We start from the raw sequence: 12,098 nt of genomic DNA, 5'->3' as shown, positions 1-12,098 counted from the left end.
GTCCCCTCTTATTTTTTACGGCATTCACAAGAACATCGACAGCAGCAGTACGAACAGCAGGCCGAACACCCCGACCAGGGTTTCCATCAGCGTCCAGGAACGGAAGGTGTCCTTCAGCGACAGGCCGAAGTACTCCTTGAACATCCAGAACCCCGAATCGTTGACGTGGCTGCACATCAGGCTTCCGGCGCCGATCGCCAGCACCATCAGGTTCGGATCCACGCCGGAGCTGTGCACCAGCGGCGCCACGATGCCGCCCGCCGTGACGCCGGCCACGGTGGCCGAGCCGAGGCAGATGCGGATCACGGTCGCCACCAGCCAGCCCAGCACCAGCGGCTGCACCGGCAGGCTTTGCAGCTGCGCGCCCAGTTCGGCGCTGACGCCCGACTCGACCAGCACCTGCTTGAGCGCGCCGGCGCCGGCGATGATCAGGAGGATCGGCGCGATCTCGCGCATCGCCTCGCCCGGGCCCTGCATCACCTGGGACAAAGTGCGCCCCTGCGCCAGGCCGAGCGTGAACACCGCCACCAGGTACGACAGCAGCATCACCACCAGCGGATTCGAGAAGAACTTGAGCGCGCCATCCAGGTCCGGGCGCGCCATCGCCAGCAAGGTGGTGGCCGCGAGCAGCAGCACCGGCAGCAGCGCGCTGGCGAAACTGTTGAAGGCCCCGGGCAGGCGCGTGTCGTCGACCTGCGCGCCGTCGCGGAAGATGGCCGCGGGCGTGGCCTGGATGCGGCGCAGCGACATCGCGAACACCGGGCCGGCCAGGATCAGCGTCGGCACCGCCACCACGATCCCGTACAGCAGCGTGGTGCCCATGTCGGCGTGGATCGCCGCCACCAGCGCCACCGGCGACGGATGCGGCGGCAAGAAGCCATGCGCGATCGAGAGCCCGGCCAATAACGGAATCGCCAGCGCCACCGCCGGCCGGCCACTGCCGGCCACCAGCGAAAAGATCAGCGGCACCAGGAGCACGAAGCCGACGTTGTAGTACAGCGGAATGCCGACCACGAAGCCGGTCACGGTCAGCGCAACCGGAATGCGCGCCGGCCCCAGCGCGTCGAGCAGACAGGTGGCGATGCGGCGCGCGGCGCCGCTGTCGGCGATCAGCTTGCCGAACACGGCGCCCAGGCAGATCACCACCACCAGCGATCCGAGCAGGTCGCCGATGCCTTTCTCGATCGCGCCCGGGATGCGCTCTGGCGGCACCCCGAGCAGCAGGGCCGCCACCAGCGAGGCGACGACGAAGGCCAGCAGCGGCTGGACCTTGCCCCAGGCGATCATCAGCGTGAGCAGGCCGACGGCCAGCAGGACGGGTAGCAGGTTCCCCATGCCCCGGCCCCGTCAGAAACCGTAGCGCAGGCCGACCCGGTAGGTGCGCCCGACCACGTCGTACAGCGCGGGGTTGATGCCGTAGCTGGCATTGGTCTGCGGCGCCGGTTCCGGATCCTGGTCGGTCAGGTTGTCGATCTTGAAGTACAGCTGCATCGCTTTCGACAGCTGGTAGCTGCCGCCCAAGTCGAAGTAGGTCGCGCCCTTCATCTTGTTGCTGTAGATGGTCGGGTTGATCAGGGTCGACACCGGGCAGCCGGTCTGGCACTCGATGAAGTCGTTGCGGTAGGTGCCGTCGCTGATCCAGCGTTCGGTCAGCGTCAGGCTCAACTTGTCGTGGTCCCAGGTCTGCTGCGCCAGCAGCTTCCACTTCGGCGTGTTGCCCATGTTCGAACCGGCGGCGTCCACCGGCGCCGTGCCGACCACGCCCGAATCGGTGATGAAGTGCAGGTTGCGGGTGGCCAGCGCGCGGAAGGTGAAGCGGCCCGGCAGGTTCAGACGCTCGAGCCCCGTCCTGTAGGCGGTCTCGATGTCGAAGCCTTTCGCGTGCAGGGACGCCAGGTTGAAGTTCTGCACCGTGACGTAGTTGTTGCCCGGGTTGTTGAGCACCATGGCCGAGCAGATCTCCTGGTTGCCGGCCACGCACAGGTCGACTTCCTGCTGGATCGTCAGCGCCGAGATCACGCCCTTGACCTTGATGTCGAAGTAGTCGAGCGAGACCGAGAAGCCCGGCGCCCACTTCGGCTGGCTCAGCACGATGCCGAACGAGTTGTTGCGCGCGATCTCGGGCCGCAGGTTGGTGTTGCCGACGGTGCGCTCCTGCACGCTGATGGTGTTGCCCTGGTACTGGACCACGTTGTTGACCACCACCGGCGCCGCGAACAGTTCGCTCAGATTCGGTGCGCGCACGTCTTTCGAGGTCACGCCGCGCAGGCGCAGGCCGTCGATCGGGGTCTGCCAGGTGGCGCCCAGCTTCCAGCTGCCGACGCTGCCGGCGGTGCTGTACTTGGTTTCGCGGTCGGCCAGGTTGATGTTGGCCTCGCCCCAGGTGTCGGACTTGAGCAGCGGGATGTTCAGCTCCACGTAGGCTTCGCGCACGTTGTAGCTGCCTTCACCGTTGTGGAAGTTACCGGCGTACCAGTTGTTGCCCACCACGCTGTCGAGCAGCGGATCGGCCGGGTACTGCGCGTTGTTGGGCGAATCGGGCGTGACGCCGTTGCCGTAGGCGTCGCCGCGCACGCGGTATTTCTCGCGCCGGTATTCGGCGCCCGTGGCCAGCGAGACCGGGCCGGCCCAGCCTTCGAAGAGTTCGCCGTTGATGTTGAAGCTGCCCACGTCCTGGCTTTGCGTGGTGCGCTGGCGCGGACCGTTTTCCGGCGCGATGTAGGCCCAGGCGCGCGGATCGACCGGGTTGTTGCCGATGATGTTGAGCGGTACGCAGCCGGAGCTTGCTGCGACCGGGTTGCGGCAGACGATGCTGCCGTCCGGCGCCCTGACCGCATCGATGGCGGCGTTGTAGCGGCGGTTGATGGTCATGGCGCGCGCGTCGAGATTGGTCTTGTTCTCGCCGTGGGTCACGTAGGCGTCGTACGACCACTCCTTGCCGAACATATTGAATTTGCCGTCGGCGCCGAGCACGAAGCGGCGCTGGGTGCGGGTCGGGTGGACGTTGATGTACTCGGGGAAGATCGCGTTCGAGGTGCCGTACTGGAAGCTGGTGATGTTGTTCTGGGCGCAGGCGGCCACGATCGACGCCGGCAGGAACGGATTCGAGCACTGGATGGTCAGGTTGGCGTTCTTGGCCGCGCCCGGGTTGGGCGAGAACTCGGACGCCACCTGGCCGTAGTTGGCGGTGAAGTAGATCTCGTTGTCGGCGTCGAGGTCGAACGACATGCGGGTGTAGGCCACCTGCCGCTTGAAGTTCATCGCCAGGTTGGTGCCGGAACCCACGCTGCCACTCAGGTCGCCGCCGATGCAGAACGGATTGACGCAACCGGTGACGGCGCCGGTGCCGGTCGGCCGGCCATTGGAGCCGTACTGGAACTGGTACGGCACGCCGCCGTCGCCGAAGGCCGTGCCTTGCAGCGGGCCGCTGGTGATCAGGCCATATTTCGAGTACTGGTACTGCTGCGCGTTCTGGATCACGCGGTATTGCGGCAGGCCGTCGCCGGTCTGGTTCAGCGGGCGCACCGAATACGCCGGGTTCTGGTACCAGGTGCGGCCGTTGGGGCCGACGCCGCCGACGCCGGGCGACTCGATGCCGTTCTCCTTGGTGAACTCGCCGCTGGCGGTGACGTGGAAACGGCCATCCATGAAGGCGCGGCCCCACGCCGCCTGCACGGTGCCGCCGCGGTCGTCGTCGTATTTGGTCTGCCCGGCCTGGACGTTGGCCTTGAAGCCCTCGAATTTTTTATCGGTGACGAAGTTGACCACGCCGCCCACCGCGTCCGAACCGTACGAGGCCGAGGCGCCGCCGGTGACCACGTCGACGCGTTTTACCAAAAGCTGCGGGAACTGGCTGACGTCGGTGACGCCGGTGACGTTGGCGCCGACCACGCGCTGGCCGTCGAGCAGGGTCAGGGTCCGGATCGTGCCCAGGCCGCGCAGGCTCAGGGAGCTGAGGCCCTGGATACCGCTGCTGGTGCTGTTGGTGCTGGTGGTGCGCCCGGTGCTGCCCTGCAGCGCCGGCAGTTCGGCCAGGGTGTTGAACAGGTTCGGCTTGGCCGCCTTTTCCAGGTCGGCGGTGCTCAGGCTGGTGGTCGGCGTCGGCTGGGTGAAGCCGCGCGCCGCGATGCGCGAGCCGGAGATGCGCACCACGTTGCCGCCTTCGGCGCTGGCCGGAGCGGTGCCGGCGGGCGCGGTCTCCGGCGCGGCTTCCTGGCCGGCGCCGGAAGCGGTGGCGCCGGCAGCAGCGCCGCCGGAAGTATCGGTGGCGGCGTCGGTACTTGCCGCCGTAGTGGTGGCCTGCGCCGGCATAGCCGCAGCGGCCGGCGCCTGCTGGGCGTGGGCGAGTGCGCCGAGCGTCCAGCAGGCGCTGGCGACGGCAAGGCTGATCAAGGTCCTTTGAACTGGGGTGCGCATGGTTGTCTCCTGTCGCTTGTTGTATTCAGGGCGCGCCGCCTCATTGGCGGGCGGCGGCGCCCCGGCTTGCGTTTGAATCGATGCTGTCGCTGCGCCTGAACCCGGCGGGTTCAGCTTGATGCGGTGATGCGGTCCACCAGCGCCGCCGGCTGCTGGGTGATGTCGAGGGTGAGCCCGCCCTCGTCGGGCTGAAGCGGTTCGAGGATGCGCAGCTGGCTGTCGAGCAGCGAGGGCGGCATGTAGTGGTCCGGGCGCTGGTGCATGCGGTCGGCGATCAGCGCGCGCGGGCCGGCCAGGTGCACGAAGCGCAGCTGAGGGTCGGCCTCGCGCAGCAGGTCGCGGTAGCGGCGCTTGAGCGCGGAGCAGGACAGCACCAGGCCGCGGTCTTCGGCGTGCGCCTGTTGCAGTTCGGCGGCCAGCGCCTGCAGCCAGCCGGCGCGGTCGTCGTCGTCGAGCGGGACGCCGGACGCCATCTTGCTGACGTTGTCGGCCGGGTGGAAGGCATCGCCTTCGAGAAAGGGAACAGCGAACGATGAAGCGAGCAGGGCGCCGATGGTGCTCTTGCCGCACCCGCTGACACCCATGATGATCCAGCGCGTACGGCTGCCTTGCCGGACCTGAAGCGGTTCTGCCTGCATATTGTCTCCTTGACTACCGTTAGCGCTATCATTGCGTTTTTTTCAGTCTCTGCCTCGCTTGAAAATTTGTAAACGGGGCAACGATGGTGCGGTGCAATAAAAATAAAGATAGGAGCGCGAGTTTTCGCGTCACGGGACAAAGCGCTTGATTAGGGTTTTCACTCAGAAAACTTGGACTGTATTTGATAGCGCTAACACTGCTGCGCCGCGCCATCGAAAGTTGTGCGCGTTGTAATTACAACACGCAGTCGTTGAATAACTATTCGACAAGCGTATAGCGGCTAAGGTGTGGCTGTGATCGAGGCGGGCAATCGGCTACCGTGGAGGGTCGACAAGGTCTTGTGACGACCTTGGAGGAGATTGACATGCAACGCATGTGCCGCTGGACGACCGAAGAAGGCGAAGGATTGGAACACTTCACGCTGGCGCAGACCGAGGAGGGTTTCGCCGCCGACGGCGTCGTCATCGGACCGTCGTTCGGGTCCATGTTCACGGGCGAGCTGTTCGGCTGCAGCTATGCCGTGCGTTGCGACGCGCGCTGGCGCGTGCGCCGGGTGCAGCTGCGGGTGGCGGGCGGCGCCACGCTGCTGCTGCGCGGCGATGGCGAGGGACACTGGAGCGGCGTCGACGGCGATCCGCTACCGGCGCTCGACGGCTGCATCGACATCGACATCACCGGCACGCCGTTCACCAATACGCTGCCGATCCGTCGCCTGGGAGAGCGCTTGCACGAGCGGCAGGAAATTCGCGTGGCCTACATCACGCTGCCCGAGGCGAGCGTGGCGCCGTCGCGCCAGGCCTATACGGCGCTGGGCACGGGGCGCTACCTGTTCGAGAGCTTGTCGAATCCGTTCCAGGCCGAGATCGTGACCGATGCCGATGGTCTGGTAGTCCACTATCCCGGCCTGTTCCGGCGCATCACAGGCTGATGTCGCACTGGCGACTTCACTCGCGCGTGGTGGTGTAAACCTCCCCCGCCGTCGCCCCGCTATCCCCCTTCTTCGCCCGCAGGTCGCGGTACACGGCCGCGCGCATGATCATCATCGCCACCACCGGCGCCGTGAGCAGCACGAAGCAGGTGATGATCACCTCGTGCACCACCAGCCGTGATTGCCCCACGGTGAAGTACAGCATCGACGCCAGCAGCAGGCTGCCGGCGCCGAGCGTGACCGTGATCGCCGGGCCGTGGATGCGTTGATAAAAGGTGCGCAGGCGCAGCAGGCCGAGCGCGCCGATCAGGATGATGCTGGCGCCCAGGATCAGCAGCAGCGACACGATCAATGACGCCCATGCGGGCAGCTGTTCGAGTTCGCTCATTCGATGATCTCCCCGCGCATCAGGAACTTGGCCATGGCGATCGTCGACACGAAGCCGACCAGCGCGATCAGCATCGCCACTTCAAAATAGACCTGGGTGCCGTAGCGGATGCCGAGCACCAGCGCCAGCAGCATGCCGCACATCCACAGGGTGTCCAGGGCCAGCACGCGGTCGTGGGCCGAGGGACCGATCAGCAGGCGTCCGGCGCACAGCACCATGGCCGCCAGCACGCACACGAGCGCGTAGCCGATCGACAGTTCAAGCAGGGTTGCCATGGTTGGCCTCCGATTCAATGCGGTTCATGGTTGTGCCTCGAATGGTTTGGTCTCGAAGATCTGGATCAGCGGCGCTTCGTAGCGCGTCTTGATCGTGTCGACCCACCAGCCGGCGTCGTGCAGGTCGAACACGTGCAGCACCAGTTCGTGCCGCTTCTCAGGCTGATCCCCGGGTTGCACCTCGGTCCAGACGGTACCGGGCGTCATGTTGATCAGGCAGGACAGCGCCGCCAGCCCGTACGGATCGCGCATCGTCAGCGGCACGCGGATGAACTGCGAGTTCAGGTTGGCGTAGTCGGCGAACAGGATCACGCGGCACACGTTGAAGCACGAGCGCACCACCTCGACCGAGGCGAAGCCCAGCAGGCGCACGATGACGATCGGCTTCCTCAGGCGCGGGTAGCCGAGCGGCTGCAGGCGCCGCGTCAGCAGCGGTCCGGCCACGCCGAGCAGGACGCCGAGCAGGATGTGGCCCGGGTACAGGGTCTGGTTCAGCAACAGCCACAGCGCGCACAGCGCCAGCGACACGAAAGGATAGGGTAGCCAGCGGCTCATGGCACCTCCGGGTTTGACACCGGTCCGGGGACCGTGGGCGTGCCCAGCACGCGCTGGACATAGGTGGCGGGGCGGTGGATGTCGTCGCTGGCGCGCCCCAGGTAACCGAACAGCGCGTTGGCGTGCACCGTCATCAGCACCGAAAGACCCAGCAGGAACAGCACCGGCGCCACTTCGGAGCGGTGCAGCTTGGGCGGCTCGGCGCCGGCGTTGGCCCAGAAGGTGCGCACGCCGAAGCGCATCATCGAGATCACCGCGATCAGGCCCGAGAGCACGATCAGCGCCATCAGGCTCCAGCCGGAGGCGGGAATCGCGCCGCCGTCGGCCGGATTGAGCAGCGCATGGAACATGCCGAACTTGGCGACGAAGCCGGACAGCGGCGGCAGGCCGGCGATCATCAGCGCGCAGGCGGCAAACGCCAGCGACAGAAAGGCCATCGCCGCCGGCACCCCGCGTCCGCTCGGCTCGGCCGGCGTATCCTCGACCGCATAGGCTTCCATGGTCAGGGCCAGCATCGCCGAACGTGGCGTGCGGATGCGGTCGATCAGTTCGATCAACAGCAGGAAGGCGGCCACCGCGACGGTCGAACCGATCAGGTAGTACAGGCCGGCCGTGACCAGGGACGGCTGGCCGTAGCCGATCACCGCCAGCAGCGTGCCGGACGAGACGATCGCGCCATAGCCCGCCATGCGGCCAGCGGTGTCGGTGGACAGCATGCCGGCGGCGCCGAACACGATGGTCAGCATGCCGCCATACAGCAGCGCGTCCTGGCCGAAGCCGGCCGCGGCGCCGTTGCCATCGGAGAACATCAACAGCCACAGACGCAGCACGATGTAGGCGCCGACCTTGGTCATCAACACCAGCATCACCGCCACCGGCGGCGAGGCCGCGGCGTAGGTGGTCGGCAGCCAGAAGCCCAGCGGCCACATGGCGCCCTTGGTCAAAAAGGCCAGCGCCAGCACCGCCGCGCCGACCTTGAACAGGGCCAGCTCTTCGCCCGCCAGCAGCGCCACGCGCGCCGACAGGTCGGCCATGTTCAGCGTGCCGGTGGTGGCGTAGATCAGCGCGGTGCCGATCAGGAACAGCAGCGCCGCGGCCAGGTTGATCGCGATGTACTGCATGCTGGCGCGAATCCGTTCGGCGTTATACCCGTGCAGCACCAGGCCGTACGAGGCGGCCAGCATCACTTCGAAGAACACGAACAGGTTGAACAGGTCGTGCGTCAAAAAGGCGCCGTTGATCCCCATCAGCAGGAACTGGAACAGGGTATGGAAGTGCACCCCGATGCGGCCCCAGCGCAGGCGCGTGAAGTGCAGCGCGGCGAGGGCCAGCACGGCGCACAGCAGCAGCATGATGCTGCTCAGGCGGTCGGCCAGCAGCGCGATGCCGAACGGCGCGCTCCAGTTGGCGGCCAGGTAGACGCCCATGCCGTCCTGCCAGTGGCCGCCGTCGGTCATCCCGATCAGCGCGAGCGCGGTGGCCAGCATGCCCAGCACCGAGGCGTAGCTGAGCCAGAACTTGAGGCGGTGCCAGCCCTGGGTGAGCGGCGCCAGGATCGCGCCGACCAGCAGCGGCAGCAGGATCGGCGCCATGATCAGGTGCTGGCTCCAGTCCAGCGACAACAGTTGATTCATACTTCAGGCTCCTTGCCGTCGACGTGGTCGGTGCCGGTCAGGCCGCGCGAACCGATCATCACCACCAGGTACAGCGCGGTGGTGGCGAAGCCGATCACGATCGCGGTCAGCACCAGCGCCTGCGGCAGCGGGTCGGCCAGGTCGCTCGGCACCGGCGTGGCGCCGGGCGGCGTGAGCGGCGGGGCGTCGACCCACAGCCGCCCCATGACGAAAATGAACAGGTTGACGGCATACGACATCAGCATCAGGCCGCTGAGCACCTGGAAGCTGCGCGGACGCAGCACCAGCCAGATGCCGGAGCCGAACACGATGCCGATGGCGAGCGAAATGATCAGCTCCATCAGAAGATCTCCTTGGCGGGCGGGATGGTGGCGCGGGTGGCGTCGGCCGCCACGCGATGGCTGCGCAGCGACTGGTGCGCCAGCGCGACCAGGGTCAACATGGTGGAACCGACCACCACCAGGAACACGCCGAGGTCGAACACGAAAGCGCTCGGCACGTGGATTTCATCCAGCAGCGGCAGCGTCAGGTGCGCCGTATGGCTGGTCAGGAACGGGTAGCCGAGGAACCAGGCGCCGATGCCGGTGAGGCAGGCGCACCACAGGCCCCAGGCGATCCAGCGGTGCGGGCGCAGGCGCAGGTGCGATTCGACCCAGTCGGTGCCGGCCACCATGTACTGCACGATCAGCGCGGTGGCGAAGATCAGGCCGGCGACGAAACCGCCGCCCGGCAGGTTGTGGCCGCGCATGAAGAAGTAGGCCGCCATCACGCCCATTACCGGCAGCAGCAGGCGCAGGTAGACGGCCGGGATCATCAGGTAGCCACTGGCCGCCTGCACCGCCGGGGTCTGGCTCACGGCCGGATCGACGTCGCTGGCCTGCTGGACCGGAATCGCGATCGACTCGGTGGCCGGACGGAAGCGGCGCAGCAGCGCATACACGGTCAGGGCCACGGCCGACAGCACGGTGATCTCGCCCATGGTGTCGAAGCCGCGGAAGTCCACCAGCAGCACGTTGACCACGTTCGAGCCGCCGCCTTCGGGCAGCGCGCGCAGCACGAAGAAGTCGCCGATCGACGGCGGCGGGCTGCGCATCAGGATCGCGTAGCTGGCCGCGGCCAGCCCGAGGCCGCCGGCGGCGGCGATCAGGCCGTCGCGCGAACGGCGCAGCCAGGTGCTGGGCGGCGCCTTGTCCTTCAGGCCCGGCGGAGCGAAGCGCGGCGGCAGCCAGCGCAGGCCGAGCAGGATCAGCACCGTGGTCACGGTTTCCACCATCAGCTGGGTCAGCGCCAGGTCGGGCGCCGACAGCCACACGAAGGTGATCGCGGTGACGATGCCGGTGCCGCCGACCATCGACAGCGCCGCCAGCCGGTGGTACTTGGCCTTATAGGCCGCGCCCACGGCGCAGCCGGCGCCGATCAGCCACAGCACGGCGAACAGCGGACTGAATTCGCGCGAGGTGAAGGCGGTGAGGTCGGGCAGCGACGGCAGCGGATCGACCAGCAGCAGCGGCGCCGCCACCATCAGCGCCATCAACACCAGCAACTGCGGCTGCAGGCGCTTGGTGCCGGTCCAGCGGATCAGCCAGTTGGCGCCGGTCGCCAGGCCGAGCATGGTGTTCTCGTAGGCTTGCGCGCCCTTCAGGCGGTGCAGCACCGGCACTTGCGTGCGCTCGCGCAGGTCGTGGCGACGCAGCAAAAAGTAGTACAGTCCCGCGCCCAGCACCAGCGCCGCGCCGCTCATCAACAGCGGCAGGTTGAAGCCGTGCCAGATCGCCAGGTCGTATTCCGGCATTGCCACGCCCAGCACCGAGCTCGATGCCACCGCCAGGATGTCGCCCACCACGCGCTCGGGGAACATGCCGACCGCGATGCACAGCACCACCAGGCATTCGACCGGGAAGCGCATCCAGCGCGCCGGCTCGTGCGGCTCAAGCGGCAGGTCCTTGGCCAGGCGGCCGAAGAACACGCTGATGAAGCGCAGCGAATAGGCCACGCTGAAGATGCCCATCGCCAGCGCGGCGTACGACATCGACCAGTCCTCGGTGCCGCCCACGTGCGCGGTCTCGGCGAAGAACATCTCTTTCGACAGGAAGCCGTTCATCAGCGGCACCCCGGCCATCGAGGCCGAGGCCACGATCGCCAGCGCGGCGGTGACCGGCATCGCGCGGCGCAGGCCGCGCAGGATGCGCATGTCGCGCGTGCCTGTCTCGTGGTCGATGATGCCGACCGCCATGAACAGCGAGGCCTTGAAGATCGCGTGGTTCATCACGTGGAAGATCGCCGCCACCACCGACATCGGGCTGCCGATGCCCATCAGTACCGTGATCAGGCCCAGGTGGCTGATGGTGGAATACGCCAGCAAGCCCTTCATGTCGTGCTGGAAGATCGCGAAGAAGGAGCCCAGCACCAGCGTGCTGACGCCGGCGCCGACGATCAGCCAGGTCCATTCCTCGGTGCCGCCCAGCGCCGGGAACAGACGGATCAGCAGGAACACGCCGGCCTTCACCATCGTCGCCGAGTGCAGGTAGGCCGAGACGGGCGTGGGCGCCGCCATCGCGTGCGGCAGCCAGAAGTGGAACGGGAACTGCGCGCTCTTGGTCAGGGCGCCGAGCGCGATCAGGATCAGGGCCGGCAGGTACAGCGCGTGCGCGCGGATCTGGTCGCCCGCGGCCAGCACCACGTCCAGCTCATAGCTGCCGACGATGTGGCCGACGACCAGCACCCCGGCCAGCAGGCACAGGCCGCCGGCGGTGGTGACGGTGAACGCCATGCGCGCGCCGCGGCGGGCGTCGTTGCGCTCCTGCCAGTAGCCGATCAGGAGGAAGGAGGTGAGGCTGGTGAGTTCCCAGAACACCACCAGCTGGATCAGGTTGCCCGACAGGACCACGCCCATCATGGCGCCCATGAAGGCCAGCATGTAGGCGTAGAAGCGCGCGACCGGGTCGCGCTTGCTCATGTAGTAGCGCGCATACAGCACCACCAGCAGGCCGATGCCGAGCACCATCACCGAGAACAGCCAGGCCAGGCCGTCCATGCGCAGGATGATGTCGAGGCCGAATGTCGGCAGCCATTCGTGGCGCGAAGTGAGGACTTCGGTGTCGAGACGGTCGAACTGGAAGATGGCGGTAGCGAGGGCCACCAGTGTGAACGCACCGGCCGCGACGGCGGGGCGGTTGCGTGAACCGTTGGGCAGGCAGGCGCACACGAAGGCGCCGGCGAAGGGGAGAAGGACGAGCAGCAGCAATGCCAGCGATGTCATCGAT

10 protein-coding genes are annotated in these 12,098 nt (G+C 67.2%); 1 reads left to right on the top strand and 9 read right to left on the bottom strand.

What is annotated here, in order from left to right; translation table 11 throughout:
* Positions 1-24 precede the first annotated feature (24 nt).
* The 3 genes from QPK27_RS17700 to QPK27_RS17690 form a co-directional block, all read right to left on the bottom strand.
* Positions 25-1,335, bottom strand: a complete 1,311-nt coding sequence (locus tag QPK27_RS17700) for a gluconate:H+ symporter (RefSeq protein ID WP_290419567.1) — start codon at positions 1,333-1,335, stop codon at positions 25-27.
* A gap of 12 nt (positions 1,336-1,347) precedes the next feature.
* Complete coding sequence (locus tag QPK27_RS17695) at positions 1,348-4,416, bottom strand: TonB-dependent siderophore receptor (protein ID WP_290419566.1); 3,069 nt, start codon at positions 4,414-4,416, stop codon at positions 1,348-1,350.
* 110 nt (positions 4,417-4,526) lie between these two features.
* Positions 4,527-5,054, bottom strand: a complete 528-nt coding sequence (locus tag QPK27_RS17690) for a gluconokinase (RefSeq protein ID WP_290419565.1) — start codon at positions 5,052-5,054, stop codon at positions 4,527-4,529.
* 365 nt (positions 5,055-5,419) lie between these two features.
* Between QPK27_RS17690 and QPK27_RS17685 the strand changes: the two genes are divergently transcribed.
* A complete protein-coding gene (locus tag QPK27_RS17685) occupies positions 5,420-5,983 on the top strand; it encodes a putative glycolipid-binding domain-containing protein (protein ID WP_290419564.1) in 564 nt (187 codons plus the stop codon).
* A gap of 16 nt (positions 5,984-5,999) precedes the next feature.
* Here QPK27_RS17685 and mnhG read toward each other — a convergent pair whose 3' ends face one another.
* Genes mnhG through QPK27_RS17655 form a run of 6 tightly spaced genes read right to left on the bottom strand, consistent with a single transcriptional unit; the run spans position 6,000 to position 12,094 of the window.
* Entirely contained in the window at positions 6,000-6,371 is a 372-nt protein-coding gene (gene mnhG, locus QPK27_RS17680) for a monovalent cation/H(+) antiporter subunit G (RefSeq protein WP_290419563.1), read from the bottom strand.
* On the bottom strand, positions 6,368-6,646 hold the full coding sequence (locus QPK27_RS17675) for a K+/H+ antiporter subunit F (RefSeq protein ID WP_290419562.1): 279 nt from the start codon (positions 6,644-6,646) through the stop codon (positions 6,368-6,370). Before QPK27_RS17675 ends, mnhG begins: the two co-directional genes overlap by 4 nt.
* A 24-nt stretch (positions 6,647-6,670) precedes the next feature.
* Positions 6,671-7,201 carry a Na+/H+ antiporter subunit E gene (locus QPK27_RS17670; RefSeq protein WP_290419561.1) on the bottom strand — a complete coding sequence of 177 codons (531 nt, stop codon included), beginning with the start codon at positions 7,199-7,201 and terminating at the stop codon, positions 6,671-6,673.
* Positions 7,198-8,835, bottom strand: coding sequence for a monovalent cation/H+ antiporter subunit D (locus tag QPK27_RS17665; RefSeq protein WP_290419560.1), 1,638 nt, complete (start codon positions 8,833-8,835; stop codon positions 7,198-7,200). The genes QPK27_RS17670 and QPK27_RS17665 overlap by 4 nt, the downstream gene beginning before the upstream one ends.
* Positions 8,832-9,176, bottom strand: coding sequence for a Na+/H+ antiporter subunit C (locus QPK27_RS17660; RefSeq protein WP_290419559.1), 345 nt, complete (start codon positions 9,174-9,176; stop codon positions 8,832-8,834). Before QPK27_RS17660 ends, QPK27_RS17665 begins: the two co-directional genes overlap by 4 nt.
* Positions 9,176-12,094: a monovalent cation/H+ antiporter subunit A gene (locus QPK27_RS17655; protein WP_290419558.1), complete on the bottom strand. Its 2,919-nt coding sequence runs from the start codon at positions 12,092-12,094 to the stop codon at positions 9,176-9,178. The genes QPK27_RS17660 and QPK27_RS17655 overlap by 1 nt, the downstream gene beginning before the upstream one ends.
* Between the last annotated feature and the right edge of the window lie 4 nt (positions 12,095-12,098).

The organism is Massilia sp. YIM B02443 (genome assembly GCF_030411955.1).
Lineage (GTDB): Bacteria > Pseudomonadota > Gammaproteobacteria > Burkholderiales > Burkholderiaceae_D > Telluria.
Note: the sequence above shows the minus strand (reverse complement) of the source record. Positions and strands in the feature narration are given on the sequence as shown.

What these genes read in the sequence shown, in the direction of transcription:
- QPK27_RS17700 (WP_290419567.1), bottom strand. Translation starts at nt 1,335, where the DNA reads ATGGGGAACCTGCTACCCGTCCTGCTGGCCGTCGGCCTGCTCACGCTG.
- QPK27_RS17695 (WP_290419566.1), bottom strand. Translation starts at nt 4,416, where the DNA reads ATGCGCACCCCAGTTCAAAGGACCTTGATCAGCCTTGCCGTCGCCAGC.
- QPK27_RS17690 (WP_290419565.1), bottom strand. Translation starts at nt 5,054, where the DNA reads ATGCAGGCAGAACCGCTTCAGGTCCGGCAAGGCAGCCGTACGCGCTGG.
- QPK27_RS17685 (WP_290419564.1), top strand. Translation starts at nt 5,420, where the DNA reads ATGCAACGCATGTGCCGCTGGACGACCGAAGAAGGCGAAGGATTGGAA.
- mnhG (WP_290419563.1), bottom strand. Translation starts at nt 6,371, where the DNA reads ATGAGCGAACTCGAACAGCTGCCCGCATGGGCGTCATTGATCGTGTCG.
- QPK27_RS17675 (WP_290419562.1), bottom strand. Translation starts at nt 6,646, where the DNA reads ATGGCAACCCTGCTTGAACTGTCGATCGGCTACGCGCTCGTGTGCGTG.
- QPK27_RS17670 (WP_290419561.1), bottom strand. Translation starts at nt 7,201, where the DNA reads ATGAGCCGCTGGCTACCCTATCCTTTCGTGTCGCTGGCGCTGTGCGCG.
- QPK27_RS17665 (WP_290419560.1), bottom strand. Translation starts at nt 8,835, where the DNA reads ATGAATCAACTGTTGTCGCTGGACTGGAGCCAGCACCTGATCATGGCG.
- QPK27_RS17660 (WP_290419559.1), bottom strand. Translation starts at nt 9,176, where the DNA reads ATGGAGCTGATCATTTCGCTCGCCATCGGCATCGTGTTCGGCTCCGGC.
- QPK27_RS17655 (WP_290419558.1), bottom strand. Translation starts at nt 12,094, where the DNA reads ATGACATCGCTGGCATTGCTGCTGCTCGTCCTTCTCCCCTTCGCCGGC.